We start from the raw sequence: 24,082 nt of genomic DNA, 5'->3' as shown, positions 1-24,082 counted from the left end.
CTCTGCAGCGCACCGCTCCGCAAGGGCTGCGCGCTGCGCTGCGTCCGGGGAACGCACGCCCCGTGGAGCGCGATATTGCAAGACGCCGCAACACACGCCGCGTCAACCGCAGGCTTGACCCGCGTATCCATCGCACTTCGAAAAAGGCTTTTGCGAAGCAGGGTGGATTGCCGGTCAAGCCCGGCAATGACGATAAGATATGTGCATCCAGTAGGGCTTGACCCGGCAATCCATCCCTTCGAAACCACTCTTCCGAAGATGGATGGATACGCGGGTCGAGCCCGCGTATGACGGAAAGCGTCGAGCCCGGCCCTATGACGGGATCGGTCGAGCCCGCGTAGGACGGGACGGGTCGAGCCGTACCGCGATGTCGGCATCGTTCATGCTCGTTCGTCTTCCACCAAAGGAACCCCGCATGCTCTATGCCCTGCTTTGCTACAACCACGAAGACACGGTTTTCTCCTGGAGCAAGGAAGAGGACGATGCGGTGATGGCGCAGCTTCACCTCGTCCATGAAAACCTTGCGAAACAGGGCAAGCTTGGCCCCGCAATCCGCCTGCTGCCGACGACCGCGGCGACGACGTTGCACAAGAACCAGGATCCGCCGCTGATCATCGACGGACCCTATGCCGAAACCAAGGAGCAACTGCTCGGCTTCTACGTCATCGACGTCTCCGGGCTGGAGGAGGCGCTGCGGTTCGCGCGCGACCTTGCCAAGGCCAACCCCGGCGGCGCCTATGAAATCCGCCCGGTCGGCCTGTTCCTGCCGGGAGGCCTTGCCACATGACCGACACCGCCTGGATCGATGCCGCGCTGACTTCGGCGCGTCCCCAGGCGCTCGGCGCGCTGTTGCGCTATTTCCGCGATCTCGATACCGCCGAGGAGGCTTTCCAGAACGCCTGCCTGCGCGCGTTGAAAAGCTGGCCGCAGAACGGGCCGCCGCGCGATGCCGCGGCGTGGCTAATCATGGTCGGGCGCAATGTCGCGATCGACGACATCAGGCGCGGCAACAGGCAGCAGCCGCTTCCCGATGACGAGGCGATCTCCGATCTCGGCGACGCCGAGGACGCGCTGGCGGAGCGTCTCGACGGCTCGCATTACCGCGACGACATTTTGCGGCTGCTGTTCATCTGCTGTCATCCCGATCTGCCGGCGACCCAGCAGATCGCACTGGCGCTGCGCATCGTCTCGGGTCTCAGCGTCAAGCAGATCGCCCGCGCCTTTCTGGTCACCGAAGCCGCGATGGAGCAGCGCATCACCCGCGCCAAGGCCCGCGTCGCGCAGGCCGGCGTGCCGTTCGAGACTCCCGGCGCGGTGGAGCGCAGCGAGCGGCTCGCCGCCGTCGCCGCGATGATCTATCTGATCTTCAACGAGGGCTATTCGGCGGGCGGAGATACCGCCGAAGTCCGCGCCCCCTTCTGCGAAGAGGCGATTCGCCTCGCCCGGCTGCTGCTGCGGCTGTTCCAGAGCGAAGCCGAAATCATGGGCCTGACCGCGCTGTTGCTGCTGCAGCATGCCCGCGCGGCGGCGCGGTTCGACAAGAACGGCGCGCTGGTGCTGCTGGACGACCAGGACCGGAACTTGTGGAACGCGACGATGATCGCCGAAGGACTGGCCCTGATCGACAAGGCGATGCGGCACCGCGCCAGCGGGCCGTACCAGGTCCAGGCCGCGATCGCGGCGCTACATGGCCGGGCGGAACGACCCGAGGACACCGACTGGGTGCAGATCGACCTGCTCTACGGCGCGCTGGAGATCATGCAGCCGTCGCCGGTGGTCACGCTCAACCGCGCGGTGGCGGTATCCAAGGTGCGCGGCCCTGCCGCGGCGCTTGCGATGATCGAGCCGCTGGGGGCGCGGCTGTCGAATTATTTTCACTTCTTCGGCGTGAAAGGCGCGCTCCTGATGCAGCTCGACCGCGACGACGAGGCGCGCATCGCCTTCGACCGTGCCATCGCGCTGGCCCACACGTCGGCGGAAGCCGCCCACATCCGCATGCACCTCGACCGCCTGATGCGCGACGGCAGCCAGGCGGGGGCGAGGTGAGGGACTGCAATGCATTGTGCCCGGACGCGGCGCGGCATCCTTCATGCCGCTCCGCCCAGGCCGGACCGCCACAGATGGGAGCGTCATGGCCGGGTCGAGCCCTGCCATGTGCACACATCCCGACCGTCATTGCCGGACTCGACCCGGCAATCCATCCCCGTCGAAACGACGCTTGCGAAGATGGATGGATACGCGGGTCACGCCCGCGTATGACGAGATGAGTGAATCTCGTCGAGCCCGCGCATGATATTTTTTTCATCACCTGTCGGATTGCCGCCGAACCGTTCGTCTTGCAGTCAAATCACCGGAGCCGCCTGAACGCATCACGGAACGTAAGGCGGATCAGCGCAGCGGTATCCGCCGCGCCTTGTGCGCCGCACGAGGCGGGTTACGCTGCGCTAACACGCCCTCGCGGAATGAAATCAGCAAAGGAGACCACCATGCAAGTCAATCCCTACCTCCACTACAACGGCAACTGCGAGGCGGCGTTCAAATTTTACGAGCAGGCGATCGGCGCCAAGATCAATGTGCTGATGACCTTCGAGGGTGCGCCGCCGGAAATGCAGACGCCGCCGGAATGGAAGACGAAGATCATGCACGGCAGCATCTCGGTCGACGGCGAGGTGATCATGGGTTCCGACTCGCCGTCTGGCCACTACCGCCAACCGCAGGGGTTTTCGGTCACGCTGACGGTGGATGATCCCGCCGACGCCGGACGGAAATTCGACGCATTGAGGGAAGGCGGCGCCGTCACCATGGCCTTTGCGCCGACCTTCTTCGCCAAGGGGTTCGGCATTTGCGTCGACAAGTTCGGCATTCCGTGGATGGTGATCTCACCGATGGAGATGTGAGGGTTCGTGTTCGGGCGCGCTGCGGCATTCCAAGGCGATGCGAAGCATCGCCGATCATGCCGCTTCGCGAACAGCCGAGCGCTGCGCTGCGTCCGGGGGACGCAGCCTACCGGCACATCGGATAGATCGCCGCAAGCGCGCGGCCGCGCAGCAGCAGGACGCGCGAGGTCAAGCCGCCATGGCGGCGGATCCAGCCGCGCACCGGCGACGGATAGGCCTGCAGCACCGCCGCCGACGCCTCCGGCTCGGCATACAATCTTCCGCGCCCGTCCATCGAGCGCGCGGCGTGAAAACCCAGCACCGCGCGGCGCGTCACGCAGATGCGCTCGTTCGGCACCGCCGACAGCACCAGCGTGCAGGCCGACAGGCACGGCCCGTCGATCACCACCCGTTCGCCGGACGCGCGCACCTGCGCGAACAGGTCGAGAAAGGGACCCACCTCGCCGCCGGGGCTGGCCAGAATGCGCACCTCGGCGGATGCGGGGGCGGCGAGCAGCAGCATTGCGAGCAACAGATGCTTTGCGAGAATGGTTCTCATGGCGGGCGTTCCGTTAAAACTCAGCCGTCATTTCCGGGCTCGCGCTTCGCGCGCCCCGGAATGACGCATGCATTTAAATCGCGGCAATCATGGGATGGCACTACGAATCCCTCCGCTGCCCCCGCAGCGTCGGCAGTCCCACTCCCGCGGCATCGAAGCCGCCGTCGACGGCGAGCACCTGCCCGGTGATGTAGCTCGCCCGCTCGCTGCACAGGAAGAACACCGCCTCCGCCAGTTCCTCTTCCAGCCCGTAACGGTTGAGCGGAATGGCGTCGTGATAGTCGGCGCGGATTTCCGGGGTGTGAACCTGCCGCGCCATCGCGGTTTCCACCGGCCCGGGCGCCACGCCGTTGACGCGGATGCCGAGCCCCGCCAGTTCGACCGCGAACTGCTTGGTCAGATGCGCCAGCCCCGCCTTGCTGGTGCCGTAGGCGGTGCGCAGCGTCGAGGCGCGCAACCCGGAGATCGAGGTGATGTTGACGATGGCGCCGCCGCCGTGCTCGCGCATCAGCGGGGCCGCGGCCCTGGTGCACAGGAAGGGCCCGGTGAGATTCACCGCCAGCACGCGATTCCAGTCGGCCTCGGACGTTTCCAGCAGCGGCGCGAACACCGCGACCCCGGCATTGTTGACCAGCGCGTCGAGCCGGCCGAAGCGCACACCGGTTTCGGCCACCGCGGCCGCATCCGCAACGTCGCACGGCAGCGCCAGCGCATGGTCGGCATCGTCCAGCGCCGCCACCGCGCCGCGCAGCAATTCGCCCTCGATGTCGAGCAGCGCGACGCGCCAGCTTTGGCTGAGAAACTTTTTCGCGACCGCAAGCCCGATGCCGCGCGCGGCACCGGTGACGAGCGCGACTTTTCTGATGTCCGTGGTCATCCGATCCATTCCTGCGCGTGTTCAACGGTGTTATAGCGCATCGCAAAGCCCGGTGTCTCCGATGCGGTACGAGCGACTTTTCCGGCGGTGATTATCCCGAAATAATTTCGGGCAAGCTGTCGGCGCCATGAAACGCAACCCGTCTTCATGATACGACCGCGCGGTCCAACCTTGCGCCCGCGCAACGCAAACCTCAACGGAGCGACGACATGCGATTCATGATGCTGATGATCCCGAAGGGGTACGAGAGCGCCGCGCCCGGTACCATGCCGCCGGCCGACGCGGTGGCCGCGATGATGAAATACAACGAGGCGCTGAAAGCGGCCGGCGTGCTGATCACGCTCGATGGGCTGCATCCGCCGTCGATGGGCGCGCGGGTGACGTTCGCGGACGGCAAGCCGCTGGTGACCGACGGGCCGTTCGCCGAAGCCAAGGAAGTGCTCGGCGGCTACTGGATGATCGACGTGAAATCGCGCGACGAGGCGATCGCATGGGCGACCAGGTGCCCGGCCGGCCCGAATGAAATCGTGGAAGTGAGACAGGTGCAGGAAATGGCCGACTTCCCGGACGATGTGCGGCGGGCGGCCGCGGGATTCACGGAATTGCAAGGCAAATCCGCTGGTTAGCCGGAATTGCGGATTTCCGGCGTGCGGCCCGGGGCGGTTCACACTTCCGCCGCCGGTTTGCCGCATCACCATCGCAACAATTGCGCCGCTTCGATGAATCGGCGGTAACCCGTTGAACCGGCGCCGGTATCGGGCTGGATGGCGCCAAGCCGGCCGCGGCCATTTATCGTGACCTTTTGACGCGGCTCATGTAAAAGCTGTTCACATGAGCTGGCGCAAGGAATCGCGCCGCGCCGAGCGCGGCTATCACCACGGCAATCTCAAAGAGGCGTTGCTGCAGGCGGCGCTCGGCCTGATCGCCGAGAAGGGACCGGCCGGTTTCACCTTCGCCGACGCCGCGCGGTCGGCCGGCGTCAGTCCGGCGGCGCCGTACCGGCATTTTCGCGACCGCGACGAACTGCTGTCCTCGATCGCGCAGCGCGGCTTCGAACAGTTCGAGGCGGTGCTGAATGCGGCGTGGGACGACGGCCGTCCCGACACCGTCATCGCGTTCGAACGGGTCGGCAAGGCCTATCTCGCATTCGCGCGCCAAGAGCCGGCGTTCTACTCGGCGATGTTCGAATCCGGGCTGTCGGCCGATATAAATCCGGCATTGCACGCAGCCGGCGAGCGCGCCTTCGGCATCATCCGCGCCGCGGCGGCGCGGCTTGCCGCGCTGGCGCCGCCCGGCGTGGCGCGGCCGCCGGCGCTGATGATGGCGCTGCACATCTGGTCGATGTCGCACGGCGTCGCCTCGCTGTTCGCGCGCGGCGACGCGGCGCGGCGCAAGCTGCCGATGTCGGCCGAAGAGCTGCTGGAAGCCGAAGTGCTGATCTATCTGCGCGGGCTCGGCTTTCCGGCCGAGCGGCGGACAGCTCCGGAAGACCGGCCGCCCGCGGCTGCCTCAGGTCCCTGGGGCAAACGCTCAACATAATGTGAGCGGACTTTTCCGGCGCCCGCTTGACAATAATCAGGATTGGATTAGCTATGTAAATGTTATTTACATTCACAACGGCGCTGCCGTCACGGAGAGGAACATGGCCTACACCGCAGATGTCAATCAATGGCGCGGTCCGGTTGAACAGCCGCATCGCCCGCATCTCTTTGAAAATCCTTGGCATCCCGGCTGGATCGCGCTGACGGTGCTGGGCTTCGTGTTCTGGTGGCCGGTCGGCCTTGCGCTTCTCTTCTACACAATCGGGAGCAGAAAAATGGGTTGCTGGAGCCACTCGGACCGTTTCGAAAACAAGATGCAGAAGATGCAGTACAAGATGGAACGGATGCGCGGCCGCATGGAGCGCCGCGGCTTCCCGTTCGGTCCGCCGTCGAGCGGCAACCGCGCCTTCGACGAATACCGCGTCGAGACGCTGCGCCGGCTGGAAGAGGAGCAGACCGAATTCCGCGACTTCCTCGATCGTCTGCGTCACGCCAAGGACAAGGAAGAGTTCGACGCCTTCATGGCGCAGCACCGCGGCCGACCGACGCCGCCGAACGACGCGCCGCAGAGCTGATCCAAATCGCTTAAAGCCGTCAGGCGCAAGCCCCCTCCATCTGACGCCAACACCGCTGCCCGCCTTTGCAAAAAGGCGGGCGGTTTTGTTTTGTCCGCGCGTCGTGTAGATCGTTCCCGGGCGCGATGCAGCGCTGTTCGCGCCGCTTCGCCGCGTCGGGACACCAAAGACCGCTGGCGAGGATGGATGGATAGGCGGGTCAAGCCCGCGTATGACACGACAGGGGAACGCCATGCCTGGCGTCTTGACGGACGCAGTCGCAGTGCCCGTGCGCGCGCTGGCATGGCTCGGCCGGCAGGGCACCCGCGCCGTCGCAGCGCTGGTGCTGATCGGCCTCGCGCTGCCGCCGCTCGGCGAACTGCTCAAGCCCTACGTCGCCGAAGCGATCTTCCTGCTGCTGTGCATTTCGTTCATGCGCGTCGATATCGCGGCGCTGCGCGATCATCTGCGCCGGCCGGCCATCGTGCTGGCCGCGTCACTGTGGGACATGATCGCGGTGCCGGCGCTGATCGGCCTCTTCTGTCTCGCCGCCGGCCTCGACAAATCCTCACCGGATCTGTTTCTCGCATTGATGCTGCAGGCGGTGGCTTCGCCGATGATGGCAGCGCCGGCGCTGGCGGCGGTGATCGGGCTGGATTCGACGCTGACGCTGATCACGCTGGTGACCGGGACCGCGCTGGTGCCGCTGACCGCGCCGCTGTTCGCTTGGCTGTTCTTAGGCGGCGCGCTTGTCCTGTCGCCGCTGGCGCTCGGGCTCAAGCTTGCTTTCATGTTGGCGGGCTCGCTCGCCGTCGCGTTTGTGATCCGCTGGATGTTCGGCATTGCCGCGATCCGCCGCCACAAGGAGCCGATCGACGGCATCAACATCGTGATCCTGCTGGTGTTCGTCAGCGCGGTGATGGGCTCGGTCGCGAGCAGCTTCTGGGCCGATCCGCTGCAGGTTCTCGGCATCGCGTTGCTCTCGTTCGCGATCTTCTTCGCTCTCGTCGGCGCCACCATGCTGGTGTTCCGCCGCCTAGGGAGCGAACGCGCGCTGGCGCTGGGCCTGCTGGTGTCCCAGCGCAACATGGGCCTGATGGTCGCCGCCGCCGGCGGCACGCTGCCGGATCTGACGTGGCTGTACTTCGCGCTGTCGCAGTTTCCGATCTATTGGTCGCCGCAGTCGCTGAAGCCGGTGGTGGGGAGGATGCGGGCGGGACGAGATGAGGACGCCACTGAGAGTATGGCGACGCCATCCCCAAAGTTACCTCGCCGGTAACCCCTTCTTAACCATGATCAGCGTCTGCTGAGTTCAGCAACGGCGCGTCATCAGCCCTTGTTTTGACATGTTGGCAGGGGATGCAGGACCCGGCTTCTGCAACGGGCCTCCCATGCGACAGATTGGAACTTGGCGTTGGCGCCTGCTGCCGCGGGTGGCGCGTGGTTTCTCAAAGGGAATCGGAAGCCGCCCCGGGCACCACGGAATACCTGCGTTAGAGGACGTCGCTTGAGAGGAATCCGCTTATGAATCCGGCCGACGTGGCGCAGTCAGCTTTGCCGCTCGCCTCTTCCGATGTCTCGCTGATCGCGCTGTTCCTGCAGGCCCATTGGGTCGTCAAGGCGGTGATGCTGGGGCTATTGGCGTGCTCGATCTGGGTCTGGGCGATCGCGATCGACAAGATATTCCTATATGCGCGCACCAAGCGCGCCATGGACCGATTCGAGCAGGCGTTCTGGTCCGGTGAATCGATCGAGGAGCTCTATCGGGCGCTGTCGGGCAAGCCGACGCAGTCGATGGCAGCCTGTTTCGTGGCCGCGATGCGGGAGTGGAAACGCTCGTTCGAGAGCCAGGCGCGCTCCTTTGCGGGCCTGCAGATGCGGATCGAGAAGGTGATGAACGTCTCCATCGCACGCGAGATCGAGCGGCTGGAGCGGCGGCTCTTGGTGCTGGCGACCGTCGGCTCGGCCGGTCCCTTCGTCGGCCTGTTCGGCACGGTGTGGGGCATCATGTCGAGTTTCCAGTCGATTGCGGCGTCGAAGAACACCTCGCTTGCGGTAGTCGCTCCCGGCATTGCGGAAGCCCTGTTCGCCACCGCCATCGGCCTTATCGCCGCCATCCCGGCGACTATTTTTTACAACAAATTCACGTCAGAAGTGAACCGGCAGGCGCAGCGGCTGGAGGGGTTTGCCGATGAATTTTCAGCCATTTTGTCGCGCCAGATCGACGAACGCGCGTGATCGGCGGTATATGATGGACACCTTGGTGAGCACCAGATCATGGCAATGAGCGGAGCGGGCGCCTCCAGCGGCGGCGGACGCCGCGGCCGGCGCAAGGCGGTCATGGCGGAGATCAACGTCACGCCGATGGTGGACGTGATGCTGGTGCTGCTGATCATTTTCATGGTGTCGGCGCCGCTGTTGACGGTCGGCGTGCCGCTCGATCTGCCGCAGACCCAGGCCAAGAGCCTCGACCAGGACAAGAACCCGCTGACGCTGTCGGTCAATCTCAAGGGCCAGGTGTTCCTCAACGACAGCGAGATCGGGATCGAGGAGCTGGTGCCGAAACTGAAGGCGATCACCGAGGCGCGGGCCGGGATGGACGAGCGTATCTTTGTTCGCGGCGACAAGAAGGTGGACTACGGCACCGTCATGAAGGTGATGGGCCGGCTGTCGCAGGCTGGTTTCAGGCGGGTGGCGCTGGTCACCGAGGTGGAGCAGGGATAGGGCCTTGAGGTGAATCTGAAGGTCGACAAGAATCTGGCGGCGTCGGTTGCCCTGCACCTGTGCGTGCTCGGCTACGGGCTGGTGTCGTTTTCGGCGCGCTCGCTGGAAGCGCCGCCGCCGGAATCGATGCCGGTCGACATCATCTCCGCCGACCAGCTCTCAAAGCTCACCGCCGGAGCCAAGACCGGCGAAAAGGATAAGCCGAAGCCGCTGGTGGAAAAGGTCGCCGACGCCAGGCCGGTCGACGATACCGTCGGCAAGATCACCGAAAAGCCGCCGGTCGAAACCGCCGTGGCTCCGACCCCACCGCCGAAGCCGGTCGAAAAGCCGGTCGAGAAAAAACCCGACCCGCCGAAGCCGGTGGCCGAGCAAAAGCCCAAGGACGAGCCGAAGCCGATCGAGAAAAAACCGGATCCGCCGAAGGTCGATCCCATCGCCGAAGCCTTGAAGACCGACGACAGCAAGAAGCCCGTCCCGAAGCCGGAAGCCAAGGCATCCCCTCCGCAACCGCCGAAGCCGAAACAGGAACGCACCTTCGATCAGTCGAAGATCGCCGCCTTGCTCGACAAGCGCGACCCGACCCGGCAGGCCGCCGCCGGCGCGCAACTGAATTCGCAGGCCTCGCTCGGCGCAGCAAGGGGCACCGCGGCGACGCTGTCGCAGTCCGAGCTCGACGCGCTGCGCGCGCGGCTGACCAAGCTTTGGAACGTGCAGGCCGGCACCGAGCGGCCGGAAGAACTGATCGTCGATATCCGGATCAGGCTGACGCCGGACAAGCGGCTTGCCGGACCGCCGGAGATCGTTTCGCGCGGGACGTCGCCGCGCTATCAGGCCGCGGCCGACGCCGCAATGCGCGCGGTGCTGCAGGGCCAGCCGTTCGACATGCTGCAGGCCGCCACTTACGAGCAGTGGAAGGACATGATCGTGACCTTCGATCCGCGCCAGATGTTTCATAGCTGATGTTTGAAATGAGTTCGAGAATGTCCGTCACGTCGTTCCGTCTGCCGCCGCCGCCGCTGAGCCGCCGCCACGCCTTGATCGGCGGCGCTGCCGCGGGCCTGCTGCTGCCGTCATTGGCGCGCGCGCAAACGCGGCTGCAGATCACCGAAGGCAATGTCGCGCCGCTGCCGATCGCGATACCGAATTTCGTCGGCGGCACGCCGGCGGATGGCGAGGCCGGGGTCGGCGTGGCGCAGGTCATCACCAACAACCTCAAGCGCTCCGGGCTGTTCGCGCCGATCGACCAGGCGGCCTTCATCGAGAAAATTTCCAACATCGATGCGGCCCCGCAATTTGCAAGCTGGAAGACCATCAATGCGCAGGCGCTGGTCACCGGCCGCATGACCCGGCAAGGCGACGGACGGCTCAAGGCCGAGTTCCGGCTGTGGGACGTCGCTGCCGGCCAGCAGCTCACCGGTCAGCAGTATTTCACCTCGCCGGAATACTGGCGGCGGATCGCGCATATCATTTCCGACCAGATCTATGAGCGGCTGACCGGAGAGAAGGGCTATTTCGACAGCCGCGTGGTGTTCGTCGACGAAACCGGGCCGAAGGAACGCCGCGTCAAGCGGCTGGCGCTGATGGACCAGGATGGCGCCAATGTGCGCTACCTCACGCGCGGCGCCGACCTTGTGCTGACACCGCGGTTCTCGCCGTCGACCCAGGAAATCACCTATATGGAGTTCGGCCAGGGCGATCCCCGCGTCTATCTGTTCAACATCGAAACCGGGCAGCGCGAGATCGTCGGCAATTTCCCGGGCATGTCGTTTTCGCCGCGGTTTTCCCCGGACGGACAGCGCGTGATCATGAGCCTGCAGCAGGGCGGCAACTCGAACCTGTTCGTGATGGATCTGCGCTCGAAGTCCACCACGCGCCTCACCGACACCCCGGCCATCGATACCTCGCCGTCCTATGCGCCCGATGGCTCGCGCATCTGTTTCGAATCCGACCGCGGCGGAAAGCCGCAGATCTATGTGATGCCGGCGACCGGCGGGGGAGCGCAGCGCATCTCGTTCGGCGAGGGCAGCTATTCGACCCCGGTGTGGTCGCCGCGCGGCGATTACATTGCCTTCACCAAGCAGGGCGGCGGGCAGTTTTCAATCGGTATCATGAAGACCGACGGCTCCGGCGAGCGGCTGCTTACCTCCGGCTATCACAATGAGGGTCCGACCTTCGCCCCGAACGGCCGCGTGCTGATGTTTTTCCGCGACCCCGGCGGCAGCGGCGGCCCTTCGCTGTTTACCGTCGATATTTCCGGACGCAATGAACAACGGGTTCCGACTCCGGGATTCGCGTCCGATCCGGCATGGTCGCCGCTGTTATCCTGATATGGTTATTGCGAAATTGCCGCATTACGCGTGCAGGCCCGCGTGCCGGCCGGCAAGGTTGGCCTAGCCCGCTGATTTGCCGGGCAGATTTTTGCTCCGCTTTGGCGATGGCAACGTCTCGGTAACGATATTCCCTCAGAAAGACTTCATCTGCGGCAGGTAAAACTGCACGTCGAAAAAGGACGTGCGCGCTCCCGATGCAACTCGCTGGCCGAACTACAGATCCCGATCAGAGGATATCGCCGTCGATCTACGCGGCGCTGGTCGATTCGCTGTTCCAGAACCCGGGGCCGATGCTGGCGGGAGCGCTTTTCGCGGCCGTCGCGGCGGTCATGACGGCTTTGAAGTCCGGCGACAACTGGCTGTGGCCATGCGCCGCACTTCTGATCGTAACCGGCGCATTCCGCGCGTTCGACATGCACCGCTACAAGGCGCGCAAGGCCGCCTTGACCGCCGACGATGCCGGACGCTGGGAGATTCGCTATCAGATCGGGGCCATGCTCTATGCGATCGCGCTGGGAATATGGTGCGTCGTCGCCTTGCTGAGCAGCGACGACGCCGTTGCCCACATGATCTGCCTGACGGTCACCACCGGTTACATGGCAGCGGGCGCCGGTCGAACCTACGGCCGTCCGTGGATCTTCCATCTGCAGATCCTGTTTGCCTGCGGACCGATGTCGCTCGCGCTGGCGCTGCATGGCAGCCCTTATTATGTCGGCATGGCATTCCTGAGCGCGCTGTTCTTCATCGCCCTCAAGCAGATCACGACCGGCCTGCAAAAGATTTTCGTCCGCGCCCTGGTGGCGCGGGAGCGCGAGGCGGCGCTGGCGATTCAATTCGACACCGCGTTGAACAATATGCCGCACGGCCTCTGCATGTTCGGCGCCGATGGCCGTGTCGCCGTCATGAATCACCGCTTCAGCGAGATGATGCGTCTGTCCGAGGATCTCGTGCATCGCGGCGCCGGTGCTCCCGCCATCGTCGCAGCATGCATCGATGCCGGCACGGTTTCCGCGGCGAGCGGCAAGCTCATAGTATCGGAAATCGACAGTTTGCAGGCGGGCTACATCACCACGGCCGACCCGGACATGGCGAGTGGCCGCGCGCTGTCATGGACGTTCCAGCCGATGGCGGGCGGCGGCACCGTCGTACTGGTCGAAGATATCACCGAACGGCGCAACGCCGAAGCGAGGATCAGCCATCTCGCCCGCTACGACGAACTGACGGCGCTGCCAAACCGGGTCAACTTCCGCGACGAAATGGAACGGCTGCTGGCGATTTCGCAAAATGCCGCGCGTCTGTCGGCGCTGCTGTTCATCGATCTGGATCAATTCAAGCAGGTCAATGACACGCTGGGCCATCCCTGCGGCGATGAACTGCTGTGCGCGGTGGCGGACCGGTTGCGCGAGATGCTGCGGCCCGAGGATTTCGTGGCGCGGTTCGGCGGCGACGAGTTCGTCGTATTCCAGCAGAACATCAAATCCGAGGAAGACGCCGCGGGTCTCGCCCGCCGCATCGTCGATCGTTTGAGCGAACGCTACGAAATCGATAATCACCTGGTCGAAATCGGCGCCAGCGTCGGTATAGCGATGACGCAGCCGCCCGGCATCAGCGCCGATACGCTCATGAAGAACGCGGACATGGCGCTGTACCGCGCCAAGGCCGACGGCCGTGGAACGTACTGCTTCTTCCGCGACGAGATGGCGTTGACGGTCGAAGCCCGCCGCATCCTGGAACTGGACCTGCGCAAAGCGCTCGCCAATGAGGAGTTCGAGCTGTTCTATCAGCCGCTGGTCAATCTCAAAAGCGGGCGCATTTCCACCTGCGAAGCGCTGCTGCGCTGGAATCATCCGGAACGCGGCACGGTTTCCCCGGTCGATATCATTCCGGTCGCGGAAGACATGGGCCTTATCGTCGACCTCGGCCGCTGGATTCTGCGCAAGGCCTGCATGGAGTGCATGAAGTGGCCGGAGGGCGTCTCCGTCGCGGTCAATTTCTCACCGCAGCAATTCCATCAGCGCGACGTGCTGAGCGAGGTGCGTTATGCGCTCGAGGTGTCAGGACTTCCCGCCAACCGTCTCGAAATCGAGATCACCGAATCCTCGCTGTTGCGCAATACGCAATGGATCCATGACGCGCTGTCGCAATTGCACGCCGCCGGCGTCCGCATTTCACTGGACGATTTCGGCACCGGCTATTCGAGCCTGAGCTATCTGCATAATTTCCCGCTGCAGAAGGTCAAGATCGATCGCTCGTTCCTCGAAGGCATCGATTCGGATCGTCCGCTGACGCTGTTGCGGGGCGTGGCGCGGCTGAGCGCCGACCTTGGAATGTCCGTTGTCGTCGAAGGCATCGAAACCAACGAACAACTGGAACTGATCAGCGCCGACGGCACCGTCACCGAGGCGCAGGGCTACCTGTTCAGCCGTCCGGTTCCGGCAACCCGCGTCCGCCAGTTGTTGAACGCATCTCATGCCCGCCGGGTATCGGACGAACTGCCGCTTGTCATTCCATCGCGGTCGATCGCCTGAGCATTGCTTTCCAAAGTTCCACAAGGTTTATTGCCGATCAGCAAAAAAGGCCGCATTTGCGATTCGGGTTAACCCTAACGCTCCGATTGCTTTGCATTGGAGTTAAGAAGGGGTTAAGATTGAAAATGCGCGCTCTGGTTGTTGAGCGTTGGAGAACAGTATAAATGCGATCTGCGGCCGAGGTCATGTCAATAGTTCCCGGGCGCAGTGCCAATCTCCTTGATGACGTCGATTATCGGCTCGCGGAAACTCCTGAACAAAAAGAAGAAATGTATCGTCTCCGCTACCGGGCGTATTTGCGCGAGGGGGCGATCCTGCCGTCGGACGACGAGCGCGTTACCGACCATTTCGATGACTCGCCTAATTCCTGGATTTTCGGCGTCTACATTCGGGGGGAACTTTGCAGTTCCATTCGCGTGAGCGTGGCGACGCCGGACTACCCAACCTCGCCGTCGGTCGAGGTTTTCCCTGATATTCTGCGTCCCGAACTGGCGCGCGGCCATATCCTTGTCGATCCGACCCGGTTCGTCGCCGATCCCGAAAGGGCCAAGCGGTACCCGGAACTGCCTTATGCAACGGTCCGGCTCGGCTATGTCGCGGGCGTTCATTTCAACGCTGATATCGGGCTTGCTACCGTGCGCGCTGAACATCGGGCGTTCTATCGCCGGGTGTTCCTGCAGGAACCGCTATGCGAGCCTCGATTGTTCCCCGGCCTGCTGAAACCGGTCGGGTTGATGGCGGCGCATTATCCGACGCTGCGCGACAAGGTATTTGCGCGTTACCCCTACCTGCACTCCAGCGCGTTCGAGCGGCGGATGCTGTTCGGACGCGGCAACGAGCCTCAAGGTCAGACTGGGTGCGAGTTGCCGTGTGAGCGCGCCGTCGCCAGCGCTTGATTTCGGGCGCCCGCCTTTAGGATCGCCTTGGTCGATCGTTTGGTCGATCGCCTGCAGGCCGCAACACGGCGTTCCCGGGGGCAGGCCTTCACCTTGGCGCCACATTTGCAAATCATTAACTATCGCGACTGCTTTTCGCTGATTGACGGCATTTGATGCGGTTGCGCAACACCTCGTCAAGGTTGACGGAACGTTCGCTTAACCATCGCCCTGTAGACCGGATACAGTTGGAAAAACGTGAGCGCGGAGGCTCCGGAATGAAACATCAGATGCGTATCCTCCAGGGATTGAAACTGGCTGCGGTGCTTGCGGTGGCGCTGTCGATGGGCGCCTGCGCCAACAAGAACCCGCTCGGCGCCGACGGCGCGATGGCAAGCGCGGCGACGCCGGGCAGCCAGCAGGATTTCGTGGTCAATGTCGGCGACCGCGTCTTCTTCGAAAGCGATCAGACCGAATTGTCGCCGCAGGCGATTGCGACCCTTGAAAAGCAGGCGCGCTGGCTGCAGAGCTACAACCGCTATTCCTTCACCATCGAAGGCCATGCGGACGAGCGCGGCACCCGCGAATACAACATTGCGCTCGGCGCGCGCCGTGCGCAGTCGGTCCGCACCTTCCTGGCCTCGCGCGGCATCGATGCCAACCGGATGCGGACGATCTCCTACGGCAAGGAACGCCCGGTGGCGGTGTGCAACGACATCTCGTGCTGGTCGCAGAACCGCCGCGCGGTCACGGTGCTGAACGCCAGTTCGTAAGGCGATCCGTTCTTATCAGTTCTTCCCGGCGCCCGGTGGGGCGCCGGTTTTGTTTTGGCGTCCTGCGGAGCCGCCCAGGCCGGCCACCGGCGTCGGTCAAGCGGTTGAAGCCTTAATAAGGATACGCGAGCCTTGCCGGCAGCAGTCACATTTTTGGCGTACTCCCTGCCTCAATGTGATGTGCTTCGATGTGACGCCCATTTCCATTCGTCAGGCCAAAATGTCTTTCAGATTTTTTCTTGTCGCGCGCGCAGCCTTGATGGCGGCGATGCTCGCGGCCGCGGCGCCGGCGCTCGCGCAGTCCGACGACATCGATCCGGAAATGCGGATCCAGCAGCTTGAAAATCAGTTGCGCCAGCTCACCGGCCAGAACGAGGAGCTGCAATACCGCAACCGGCAGCTCGAAGACCGCCTGAGACAGCTCGGCGGCGCCACGCCCGGCCCGGCCGCCGTTGCCCCGCCCAGCGTCGCGACAATTCCGGTCATCTCCGGTCCGGTGTCCCGGCAGGCGCAGCCGGCACCCTACGACCAGCAGATTGCGGCCCCGGCGCCGATCGTTCAGGAGCCGCCGGCGTCGCAAACCCGCCGTCGCGGCGATGCTTTCGACCCCGCCCAGAATCCGAATGCGCCGGGCGCGCCGCGCGCCCTGGGCGGCGGACAATTGCCGGTTGCCGGCGATGCGCCGGTCGGCGCTCCCGGAGGCCGCGGGGCAGGCGAGCCGCTCGATCTCGGTAATGCCGGCGGGGCGCGCGATCCCGCCGGCGCTGTGGCGCCGCGCGGCCCGGGCGCCGCCGCGGCACTGACCACGTTGCCGCCATCGGCAACCCCCAGGGACGAATTCGACCTCGGCATCGGCTACATGCAGCGCAAGGACTACGCGCTGGCAGAAGAGACCATGCGCAATTTCGCACAGAAATATCCGGCCGACCCGCTGCTGGCGGATTCGCAATACTGGCTCGGCGAGAGTTTTTTCCAGCGCCAGAAGTACCGTGACGCAGCCGAATCCTTTCTGGGCGTCACGACGAAGTTTGGAACCTCCGCGAAGGCGCCGGACGCACTTTTGCGGCTGGGGCAATCGCTGGCCGCCCTGAACGAGAAGGAAGCCGCCTGCGCCGCGCTCGGCGAGGTGACGCGGAAATATCCGCGCGCTTCCAACGGGGTCAAGCAGGCCGTCGATCGCGAGCAGAAGCGCGTGAGGTGCTAGCACTCGAGTGACGCGTCATGGCGGGATTTGATCCGGCTATCCATCTTCTTCGCAAGACAGATGGATACGCGGGTCGAGCCGGCGTATGACGGCGTGCCTGAGGCAGCGACCATGCGTGACGACGACCATTCGCCGATTTCGGCATCCGACGCGAAGCGTCTGTTCGGGGACTGGAAAACCGCGCCCGCGATTGTTCTTGCGGTTTCCGGCGGGTCCGATTCGATCGCCATGATGTGGCTGGCGGCGCGCTGGCGTCGCGCCCTTACACGCGGTCCGCGTCTCGTCGCCGTCACCATCGATCATGGCTTGCGCGCGGAGGCCGCGCGCGAAGCCCGCGAGGTGAAGCATCTGGCCAGAACCCTCGGCCTGCCGCACCGGACGCTGCGCTGGCGCGGCGCAAAACCCAAAACGGGACTGCCGGCGGCGGCCCGGGACGCGCGCTACCGGCTGCTGGCGCAGGCCGCGCGTGCAGGCGGGGCGACGCATGTGCTGACTGCGCATACGCAGGATGATCAGGCCGAGACGCTATTGATGAGGATGTCGCGGGGCAGCGGGATCGCGGGCCTCGCCGCGATGGCGCGACAGTCGCAGCGCGAGGGCGTGCTGGTGGCGCGCCCGTTGCTGAGCGTTCCAAAGGCGCGGCTGGTGGCGACGCTGCAGAAGGCCAAAATAGGCTTTGCCGACGATCCGACCAACCGCGATGCGAATTTCACGCGCCCGCGTCTTCGCGCGATCATGCCGGCGCTGGCGGCAGAGGGATTCGACGCGCGCAATCTAACCCGGCTGGCGGCCCGCTTTGCGCGCGCCAACGCGGCGTTGGAGATTCTGGTTGATGGCGCCGAGCGCTACCTCGCGCTCGGCGAGCCCGATCCTGCGGGGTTTGATGCCATGGCCTTTGCCGGTCTTGCGGAGGAAATCCGCCTTCGCCTGCTGCTGCGCAGCATCGACCGGGTCGGCCACGAGGGCCCGGCGGAGCTCGGCAAGGTCGAAGCGCTGCTGGCGGGGCTCGATCGGGCGTGCGCGGCGGAGAAGGGTGCAAACGGCCGAATCAGGCTGAAACAGACGCTTGCCGGCGCGCTGATCAGCGTTGTCGACGGCCGCATCCGGATCGAGCCGGCTCCGCCGCGGCGCCGGCGGACGGATTGAGGTTTGAGCCGAGCGGGCATCGGGCCTTAACCACCCCGGAAAAACAGCCGTTCTGCCGCCATTATTTGAACGGCAATGCGGCTAATATGCGCTAAATAGTCCTGCGCTGTTCCCTTGGCATCGATAGGAGCGGCACCTAGATTACAGCCAGCCGACCGTGCTGGGATTCCTCGAGGATTCCCGTCCGTGCCGACCCAAGGACATAAGGCCGCGATCCGCGCGGCCACGAAGGAAGTTCGATGAACGCCAATCTGCGCAATTTCGCCCTCTGGGTCATTATTGTCTTGCTGCTGTTGGCCTTGTTCACGCTCTTCCAGAATCCGGGTCAGCGCGCGTCCTCGCAGGATATCTCGTTCTCGCAGCTTCTGACCGAAGTCGATGCCAATCACGTCCGCGACGTGGTGATCCAGGGACCGGAGATTCACGGCACCTTCACCAACGGCTCGAGTTTCCAGACCTACGCGCCGAACGATCCAACCCTGGTGTCGCGGCTCTATAACGGCAAGGTTTCGATCACCGCGAAGCCGCCGGGTGACAACGTGCCGTGGTTCGTATCGCTGCTGGTATCCTGGCTGCCGTTCATTGCGCTGATCGGCGTGTGGGTGTTCCTGTCGCGCCAGATGCAGGGCGGCGCCGGCAAGGCGATGGGTTTTGGCAAGTCGCGCGCCAAGATGCTGACCGAGGCGCATGGCCGCGTGACCTTCGAGGACGTCGCCGGCGTCGACGAGGCAAAACAGGATTTGCAGGAGATCGTCGAATTCCTGCGCGATCCCGGAAAATACCAGCGGCTCGGCGGACGGATCCCGCGCGGCGTGTTGCTGGTCGGGCCTCCGGGTACGGGCAAGACCCTGATCGCGCGCGCGGTCGCGGGCGAAGCCAATGTGCCGTTCTTCACGATCTCCGGCTCCGACTTCGTCGAAATGTTCGTCGGCGTCGGTGCGTCGCGCGTCCGCGACATGTTCGAGCAGGCCAAGAAGAACGCGCCGTGCATCATTTTCATCGATGAAATCGACGCCGTCGGCCGCCATCGCGGCGCCGGCCTCGGCGGCGGCAATGACGAGCGCGAGCAGACGCTGAACCAGCTGCTGGTCGAGATGGACGGTTTTGAAGCCAATGAAGGCGTGATCCTGATCGCGGCGACCAACCGTCCCGACGTGCTTGACCCTGCACTGCTGCGTCCCGGCCGGTTCGACCGCCAGGTGGTGGTGCCGAATCCGGACGTTGTCGGCCGCGAGCAGATCCTCAAGGTTCACGTCCGCAAGGTGCCGCTGGCGCCCGATATCAACCTGAAGACCATCGCGCGCGGCACGCCCGGCTTCTCCGGTGCCGACCTGATGAACCTCGTCAACGAGGCCGCCCTGACCGCCGCGCGCCGCAACAAGCGCATGGTGACCCAGAGCGAGTTCGAAGAAGCAAAAGACAAGGTGATGATGGGCGCCGAGCGCAAGTCGCTGGTCATGACCGAGGAAGAGAAGATGCTGACGGCCTATCACGAGGGCGGCCATGCCATCGTCGGCCTCAACGTTATCGCCACCGACCCGATCCACAAGGCGACCATCATTCCGCGCGGCCGTGCGCTCGGCATGGTGATGCAGCTACCCGAGCGCGACAAGCTGTCGATGTCGCTGGAGCAGATGACGTCGCGGCTGGCGATCATGATGGGCGGCCGCGTCGCCGAAGAACTGGTGTTCGGCAAGGAGAAGGTTACTTCCGGCGCCTCGTCGGACATCGAGCAGGCGACGCGCCTCGCGCGCATGATGGTGACGCGCTGGGGCCTGTCGGAAGAACTCGGTACCGTGTCCTATGGCGAGAACCAGGACGAGGTCTTCCTCGGCATGTCGGTGTCGCGCACCCAGAATGCCTCGGAAGCCACCGTGCAGAAGATCGACAAGGAAATCCGTCGCTTTGTCGAGGAAGGCTACAACGAAGCCACGCGCATCCTGACCGAGAAGCGCGCCGACCTCGAGGCGCTGGCAAAAGGCCTGCTGGAGTTTGAGACGCTGACCGGCGATGAGATCACCGACCTGCTCAACGGCAAGAAGCCGAACCGCGAGTCGGTGCTGGAGCCGACCGGCCCGCGCACTTCCGCAGTGCCGCCGGCGGGCAAGCCGCGCCCGCGTCCCGATCCGGATCCGGGCCTGGAGCCGCAGCCGCAGGCGTGACAACCTGCCGAACCGATTTGCAAAACGCGGCGGCAACGCCGCGTTTTTTGTTGTCACCGTCATCGTCGGGCGTGTTTCTCGACGTCTTTGCATCCCATGAAGTAAGACGTGGGATGGCCGGGGACAGGCCCTACTGGATTCACACATCTCGTCATACGCGGGCTTGACCCGCGTATCCATCCATCTTCGGAAGAGTCGTTTTCGAAGGGATGGATTGCCGGGTCAAGCCCGGCAATGACGGCGAGATGTGTGCGTATGGTAGGTCAAGCCCGGCAATGACGATGAGATGTGCATCCAGTAGGGGACAGGCCGCGCATGACGAACAAACATGACAAGTTCGTCTAAACCGATCATGCTGGCGCTGCACGGCTTCAAAGCCTGCACAAAGGGAGGAAAACATGCGTCTCGATACGCCCCTCGCTGCGTGCGCTACTCTTGCCGCACTTCTTTCGGCCACGCCGCTCGCCGCCCAGACCGTCCGCGGCGTCACCTCGACCGACATCAAAATCGGCCAGACCATGCCGTACAGCGGCCCGGTGTCCGCGTTCGGCGCGCTCGGCAAGGGCGAGGTCGGCTACTTCAAGATGGTCAATGAGCGCGGCGGCATCAACGGCCGCAAGGTCGACCTGATATCGCTGGACGACAGCTACGCGCCGCCGAAAACCGTGGAGCAGACCCGGCGGCTGGTGGAAAGCGACGAGGTGGCGCTGATCTTCTCCTCCATCGGCACGGCGCATAACACCGCGATCGCCAAATATCTGCAGGCAAAGAACATCCCGCAATTGTTCATCGGCTCCGGCGCCTCGAAGTTCGCCGACCCGGCGCAATATCCGCAGGCGACCCTTGGCGTGCAGGGCCCGTTCCGCTACGAAGCGCGGCTATATGCGCGTTATGCGTTATCGAAAAATCCCAACGCCAAATTTGCGGTGATCTCCCAGAACGACGATTTCGGGCGCGATTACCTGCTTGGTTTGAAGGACGTGCTCGGCGAAAAATACGACGCCATGGTCGCCGCGGCGACCTACGAAATCCAGGATCCCACCATCGATTCCCAAGTTGTAAAACTGAAAGCCTCCGGCGCCGACGTCTTCGTGATCGCGGCGACGCCGAAATTCGCGGCGCAGTCGATCCGCAAGGCGTTCGAGATCGGGTGGCGGCCGATGACGTTTCTGTCCAATGTCGCGGTATGGGTGTCCACGGTGATGGAGCCGGCGGGGCTGGAGGCCGGGCAGGGCATTCTGTCGACGGCCTATGTGAAAGACCCGGACGATCCGGCGTGGAAGGACGACGCCGGTGTCAAAGGCTGGCGGGACTTCATGATCAAATATGTCCCCGACGGCGACCTGCACGACACCAACTACGTCAATTCCTACAACAGCGCGATGGCGCTCGAACACGTGCTGAAAGCCTGCGGCGACGACCTCTCGACTGACAACATCCTGAAGCAGGCCTATGCGATCAAGGACCTGCAACTGCCGATGCTGTTGCCGGGCATCCTGGTCAATACCTCGCCGACCGACCACGTGCCGGTCGAACAGATGCAGTTCATGCGCTTCACCGGCAGGACGTGGGAGCGGTTCGGCGAGTTGCAGACAGGAAATTGACTACACATCGTCATGGCCGGTGCCATGACGGGGTAGAAAGATGCGGATGACCTCTCCTGGTCCCGCCTCCTGCCGACGGTGATGCCCGGTGCCGAATGTCGTCGATATATGCGCCGATGCGATGCAATTCGGGCAGGGCCGACACCCATGGCTTAAGATTTCCTCAAGCCTATCGGCCTTATGGATGAGGCAGGTGCGTGGTGCCCGCGCCGAGGATCCCGATGAACGCGCAGGTTTTTGACCCGATTCCCCAGCGGAACGCTGTTCCTCCAGCGCTGTTCAACGTCTGTTTTGTGCTGTTCGTCATCAACGCGGCGTTTTTCCCGACCGCGTATGTCGCGCATTGGTGGATCACCGATCCGAGCGGCTTGGGCATCCCGACCGACTTCGTCAACGTCTGGTCGGCCGGCAAGCTGGTGCTCGACGGGCATCCGGCGTGGGCCTGGGACTGGGATATCCAGAAGCGGGTTCAGGTCGATCTGCTCGGGCAAACGTTTGCCGGCCACTTCGCCTGGCACTATCCGCCGCCATTTCTGTTCGTCGCGGCCTTCCTCGCGCAGTTTCCCTACCAGGTGGCTTTCATCGGATGGGCGGCGGCGAGCCTTGTGCCCTATCTCGTGGTGATGCGTGCAATCGTCGGGCGGCGGTTCGGCTGGTTGCTGGCGGCGGCGTTTCCGGTGGTGCTTACCAATGTGCTGGTAGGGCAGAACGGGTTTCTTACCGCCTCGCTGGTCGGCGGCATGCTTATCCTGCTGCCGACGCGGCCGGTCCTGTCCGGCATCTGCCTTGGGCTGTTGAGCTACAAGCCGCAATATGGATTGCTGTTTCCGGTCGCATTGATCGCAGCCTCGCAGTGGACCGTGTTTTTCACCGCGGGAATTGTCGCATCGGCGATGGCCGCCGTGTCGTGGCTCGCCTTCGGCACCGAGAGCTGGCAGGCCTTCTTCCACTGGCTGCCGATGTTTTCGCAGGCCTTCCTGACCGAGGGCCGCGCGCCCTGGGGCAAGATGCAGAGTATCTTTGCGCTGGTACGCTATTTCGGCGGCAGCGAACCGTTGGGCTGGGCGTTCCAGTGGACCATGATCGCGGCGATTGCGATGGTGCTGGTGTTGGTGTGGCGCAGCCGGGTGCGTTACGCGCTAAAGGCTGCGGCGCTTGCGACCGGGACATTGCTGGTGACGCCCTATCTGTTTCTTTACGACCTGATGGTGCTGGCGATTGCGGTGGCGTTCCTGGTGCGGATCGGGCTCGGCGAGGGTTTCCGCCGCACCGAATTGCCGGCGCTTGGCGCGATGGCCTTCCTTCTGATGTTCTATCCGCTGTTCGGGGCACCGACCGGCTTGGGTGCGACGTTGATCATGGCGGGGCTGATCGCCCGACGCTGCCTGGTCGGGCGCACGTAACTCCGGCGTCCAGCCGTCCGGCGATGGCTCTGGATTCCCGGCTCGCCCGAGGCCGCGCGTCCGGCGACGCGGGTCGATTCACGCCGGCGCCATGAATACTTGTAAGGCAGCCTGAATTGGTGTTCAGTTCTTTCGGCGAGCTGCGCAAGTGGTGCTCAAGAACTCGCAAAAACGGCGTTTTCCGGCGGCGGAGCGGCATCCGGGGGCCGCGCCTGGGATGAAACGCGACATGGTCTATCGACGGACTCATCAGGTCGTAAAACGCCTCGCGGCGCGCCGCAGCGCCATTCTGGCGGCGGCTCGGGATGCCGCCGCGGACGGCGGCATGGCGGCGGTGCAAATCGCGCCGGTCGCTATTCGCGCGCATGTCGCCGCCGGCACCGTCTACCGCTATTTTCCCTCCAAGTCGGATTTGATCTCGGAACTCATCGCCGACGTTTCCCGCGACGAACTGGCCGCGATCCGTCAGGCCGCCGACGCCGCGCCCGGACCCTCCTCGGCGCTGGCCGCCGCCGTCACCACCGTCGCGGTGCATGTGCTCTCGCATCGCAAGCTGGCCTGGGGCATCCTGGCCGAGCCGGTCGACGTCGACGTCACCGCGTCGCGCCTTGCCAGCCGCCGCGAGATTGCCGGCGAGATCGAATTGCGGATCCATGCGGCGGTGCGTGCCGGACATCTGCCGGCACAGGACACCGCATTGGCGGCGTCCGCGCTGCTTGGCGCGATTCACGAATCGCTCGTAGGACCATTAGCGCCTGAAAATCTCGACGATCCCGCCAAGCTGCGCGACGCCGTGCAGGCCGTTACGCTGCTGGCGCTGCGCGCGGTCGGCGTGATGGACGCCCGCGCCCGCGGCCTTGTGGTGCAGGCGGTGCTGCCGGCAAAGATGCTGGTCGGGGCGTAGCGCCTGCATGCCCGGTCGCGAT

At 64.4% G+C, this 24,082-nt stretch carries 22 protein-coding genes; 20 read left to right on the top strand and 2 right to left on the bottom strand.

The genetic code is table 11. From position 1 onward, the window contains the following. Positions 1-415: 415 nt before the first annotated feature. From ACFE72_RS06930 to ACFE72_RS06920, 3 genes are all read left to right on the top strand, one after another. Entirely contained in the window at positions 416-787 is a 372-nt protein-coding gene (locus ACFE72_RS06930; RefSeq protein WP_375412334.1) for a YciI family protein, read from the top strand. Then, complete coding sequence (locus ACFE72_RS06925; protein WP_375412333.1) at positions 784-2,046, top strand: RNA polymerase sigma factor; 1,263 nt, start codon at positions 784-786, stop codon at positions 2,044-2,046. The genes ACFE72_RS06930 and ACFE72_RS06925 overlap by 4 nt, the downstream gene beginning before the upstream one ends. 440 nt (positions 2,047-2,486) lie before the next feature. Next, on the top strand, positions 2,487-2,897 hold the full coding sequence (locus ACFE72_RS06920) for a VOC family protein (protein WP_375412332.1): 411 nt from the start codon (positions 2,487-2,489) through the stop codon (positions 2,895-2,897). Between the two features lie 106 nt (positions 2,898-3,003). Here the strand turns inward: ACFE72_RS06920 and ACFE72_RS06915 are convergent, their stop codons facing one another. Together ACFE72_RS06915 and ACFE72_RS06910 are read right to left on the bottom strand one after the other, a co-directional pair. Next, entirely contained in the window at positions 3,004-3,435 is a 432-nt protein-coding gene (locus ACFE72_RS06915; protein ID WP_375412331.1) for a hypothetical protein, read from the bottom strand. A gap of 100 nt (positions 3,436-3,535) precedes the next feature. Then, positions 3,536-4,312 carry an SDR family NAD(P)-dependent oxidoreductase gene (locus ACFE72_RS06910; protein ID WP_375412330.1) on the bottom strand — a complete coding sequence of 259 codons (777 nt, stop codon included), beginning with the start codon at positions 4,310-4,312 and terminating at the stop codon, positions 3,536-3,538. Positions 4,313-4,521: 209 nt separating this feature from the next. Here ACFE72_RS06910 and ACFE72_RS06905 point away from each other — a divergent pair, with 209 nt between their 5' ends. The 17 genes from ACFE72_RS06905 to ACFE72_RS06825 all read left to right on the top strand — a co-directional run bounded on the left by ACFE72_RS06905 (position 4,522) and on the right by ACFE72_RS06825 (position 24,060). Further along, on the top strand, positions 4,522-4,938 hold the full coding sequence (locus ACFE72_RS06905; protein WP_375412329.1) for a YciI family protein: 417 nt from the start codon (positions 4,522-4,524) through the stop codon (positions 4,936-4,938). 205 nt (positions 4,939-5,143) lie between these two features. Then, a complete protein-coding gene (locus tag ACFE72_RS06900) occupies positions 5,144-5,851 on the top strand; it encodes a TetR/AcrR family transcriptional regulator (RefSeq protein WP_375412328.1) in 708 nt (235 codons plus the stop codon). 103 nt (positions 5,852-5,954) lie between these two features. Next, positions 5,955-6,428 carry a DUF2852 domain-containing protein gene (locus ACFE72_RS06895; protein ID WP_375412327.1) on the top strand — a complete coding sequence of 158 codons (474 nt, stop codon included), beginning with the start codon at positions 5,955-5,957 and terminating at the stop codon, positions 6,426-6,428. 232 nt (positions 6,429-6,660) lie between these two features. Continuing rightward, the gene (locus tag ACFE72_RS06890) at positions 6,661-7,686 is read left to right on the top strand and encodes a Na+-dependent transporter (RefSeq protein ID WP_375412326.1); all 1,026 of its coding nucleotides are present in this window, start codon (positions 6,661-6,663) and stop codon (positions 7,684-7,686) included. Between the two features lie 245 nt (positions 7,687-7,931). Further along, a complete protein-coding gene (tolQ, locus tag ACFE72_RS06885; protein ID WP_375412325.1) occupies positions 7,932-8,645 on the top strand; it encodes a protein TolQ in 714 nt (237 codons plus the stop codon). 39 nt (positions 8,646-8,684) lie between these two features. Further along, positions 8,685-9,131, top strand: coding sequence for a protein TolR (tolR, locus tag ACFE72_RS06880; protein WP_375412324.1), 447 nt, complete (start codon positions 8,685-8,687; stop codon positions 9,129-9,131). 15 nt (positions 9,132-9,146) lie between these two features. Next, complete coding sequence (locus ACFE72_RS06875) at positions 9,147-10,091, top strand: protein TolA (protein ID WP_375412339.1); 945 nt, start codon at positions 9,147-9,149, stop codon at positions 10,089-10,091. A gap of 20 nt (positions 10,092-10,111) precedes the next feature. Next, the gene (gene tolB / locus ACFE72_RS06870) at positions 10,112-11,458 is read left to right on the top strand and encodes a Tol-Pal system beta propeller repeat protein TolB (RefSeq protein ID WP_375412323.1); all 1,347 of its coding nucleotides are present in this window, start codon (positions 10,112-10,114) and stop codon (positions 11,456-11,458) included. A gap of 197 nt (positions 11,459-11,655) precedes the next feature. Continuing rightward, complete coding sequence (locus ACFE72_RS06865) at positions 11,656-13,989, top strand: putative bifunctional diguanylate cyclase/phosphodiesterase (RefSeq protein WP_375412322.1); 2,334 nt, start codon at positions 11,656-11,658, stop codon at positions 13,987-13,989. A 164-nt stretch (positions 13,990-14,153) separates the two neighbouring features. Then, the gene (locus ACFE72_RS06860) at positions 14,154-14,885 is read left to right on the top strand and encodes a hypothetical protein (protein ID WP_375412321.1); all 732 of its coding nucleotides are present in this window, start codon (positions 14,154-14,156) and stop codon (positions 14,883-14,885) included. 257 nt (positions 14,886-15,142) lie between these two features. Further along, entirely contained in the window at positions 15,143-15,637 is a 495-nt protein-coding gene (gene pal / locus ACFE72_RS06855; RefSeq protein ID WP_375412320.1) for a peptidoglycan-associated lipoprotein Pal, read from the top strand. A 220-nt stretch (positions 15,638-15,857) separates the two neighbouring features. Continuing rightward, a complete protein-coding gene (ybgF, locus tag ACFE72_RS06850) occupies positions 15,858-16,841 on the top strand; it encodes a tol-pal system protein YbgF (protein WP_375412319.1) in 984 nt (327 codons plus the stop codon). A 111-nt stretch (positions 16,842-16,952) separates the two neighbouring features. Beyond that, a complete protein-coding gene (tilS, locus tag ACFE72_RS06845; protein ID WP_375412318.1) occupies positions 16,953-17,987 on the top strand; it encodes a tRNA lysidine(34) synthetase TilS in 1,035 nt (344 codons plus the stop codon). A 239-nt stretch (positions 17,988-18,226) separates the two neighbouring features. Next, entirely contained in the window at positions 18,227-20,149 is a 1,923-nt protein-coding gene (gene ftsH / locus ACFE72_RS06840) for an ATP-dependent zinc metalloprotease FtsH (protein WP_375412317.1), read from the top strand. Between the two features lie 398 nt (positions 20,150-20,547). Next, positions 20,548-21,753, top strand: coding sequence for an ABC transporter substrate-binding protein (locus ACFE72_RS06835; RefSeq protein WP_375412316.1), 1,206 nt, complete (start codon positions 20,548-20,550; stop codon positions 21,751-21,753). Positions 21,754-21,974: 221 nt separating this feature from the next. Continuing rightward, positions 21,975-23,156, top strand: a complete 1,182-nt coding sequence (locus ACFE72_RS06830) for a glycosyltransferase family 87 protein (protein ID WP_375412315.1) — start codon at positions 21,975-21,977, stop codon at positions 23,154-23,156. A gap of 229 nt (positions 23,157-23,385) precedes the next feature. Further along, entirely contained in the window at positions 23,386-24,060 is a 675-nt protein-coding gene (locus ACFE72_RS06825; protein WP_375412314.1) for a TetR family transcriptional regulator, read from the top strand. The last annotated feature ends 22 nt before the right edge of the window (positions 24,061-24,082 follow it).

The organism is uncultured Bradyrhizobium sp., from assembly GCF_964252615.1.
Taxonomy (GTDB): domain Bacteria; phylum Pseudomonadota; class Alphaproteobacteria; order Rhizobiales; family Xanthobacteraceae; genus Bradyrhizobium.
The sequence above is the reverse complement of the archived record's forward strand: the minus strand, read 5'-3'. Positions and strand labels throughout refer to the sequence as shown.

Excerpts from the sequence above, each read along its gene's own strand:
- ACFE72_RS06930 (WP_375412334.1), top strand. The coding sequence starts at position 416 with ATGCTCTATGCCCTGCTTTGCTACAACCACGAAGACACGGTTTTCTCC.
- ACFE72_RS06925 (WP_375412333.1), top strand. The coding sequence starts at position 784 with ATGACCGACACCGCCTGGATCGATGCCGCGCTGACTTCGGCGCGTCCC.
- ACFE72_RS06920 (WP_375412332.1), top strand. The coding sequence starts at position 2,487 with ATGCAAGTCAATCCCTACCTCCACTACAACGGCAACTGCGAGGCGGCG.
- ACFE72_RS06915 (WP_375412331.1), bottom strand. The coding sequence starts at position 3,435 with ATGAGAACCATTCTCGCAAAGCATCTGTTGCTCGCAATGCTGCTGCTC.
- ACFE72_RS06910 (WP_375412330.1), bottom strand. The coding sequence starts at position 4,312 with ATGACCACGGACATCAGAAAAGTCGCGCTCGTCACCGGTGCCGCGCGC.
- ACFE72_RS06905 (WP_375412329.1), top strand. The coding sequence starts at position 4,522 with ATGCGATTCATGATGCTGATGATCCCGAAGGGGTACGAGAGCGCCGCG.
- ACFE72_RS06900 (WP_375412328.1), top strand. The coding sequence starts at position 5,144 with ATGAGCTGGCGCAAGGAATCGCGCCGCGCCGAGCGCGGCTATCACCAC.
- ACFE72_RS06895 (WP_375412327.1), top strand. The coding sequence starts at position 5,955 with ATGGCCTACACCGCAGATGTCAATCAATGGCGCGGTCCGGTTGAACAG.
- ACFE72_RS06890 (WP_375412326.1), top strand. The coding sequence starts at position 6,661 with ATGCCTGGCGTCTTGACGGACGCAGTCGCAGTGCCCGTGCGCGCGCTG.
- tolQ (WP_375412325.1), top strand. The coding sequence starts at position 7,932 with ATGAATCCGGCCGACGTGGCGCAGTCAGCTTTGCCGCTCGCCTCTTCC.
- tolR (WP_375412324.1), top strand. The coding sequence starts at position 8,685 with ATGGCAATGAGCGGAGCGGGCGCCTCCAGCGGCGGCGGACGCCGCGGC.
- tolB (WP_375412323.1), top strand. The coding sequence starts at position 10,112 with ATGTCCGTCACGTCGTTCCGTCTGCCGCCGCCGCCGCTGAGCCGCCGC.
- ACFE72_RS06865 (WP_375412322.1), top strand. The coding sequence starts at position 11,656 with ATGCAACTCGCTGGCCGAACTACAGATCCCGATCAGAGGATATCGCCG.
- ACFE72_RS06860 (WP_375412321.1), top strand. The coding sequence starts at position 14,154 with ATGCGATCTGCGGCCGAGGTCATGTCAATAGTTCCCGGGCGCAGTGCC.
- pal (WP_375412320.1), top strand. The coding sequence starts at position 15,143 with ATGAAACATCAGATGCGTATCCTCCAGGGATTGAAACTGGCTGCGGTG.
- ybgF (WP_375412319.1), top strand. The coding sequence starts at position 15,858 with ATGTCTTTCAGATTTTTTCTTGTCGCGCGCGCAGCCTTGATGGCGGCG.
- tilS (WP_375412318.1), top strand. The coding sequence starts at position 16,953 with ATGCGTGACGACGACCATTCGCCGATTTCGGCATCCGACGCGAAGCGT.
- ftsH (WP_375412317.1), top strand. The coding sequence starts at position 18,227 with ATGAACGCCAATCTGCGCAATTTCGCCCTCTGGGTCATTATTGTCTTG.
- ACFE72_RS06835 (WP_375412316.1), top strand. The coding sequence starts at position 20,548 with ATGCGTCTCGATACGCCCCTCGCTGCGTGCGCTACTCTTGCCGCACTT.
- ACFE72_RS06830 (WP_375412315.1), top strand. The coding sequence starts at position 21,975 with ATGAACGCGCAGGTTTTTGACCCGATTCCCCAGCGGAACGCTGTTCCT.
- ACFE72_RS06825 (WP_375412314.1), top strand. The coding sequence starts at position 23,386 with ATGGTCTATCGACGGACTCATCAGGTCGTAAAACGCCTCGCGGCGCGC.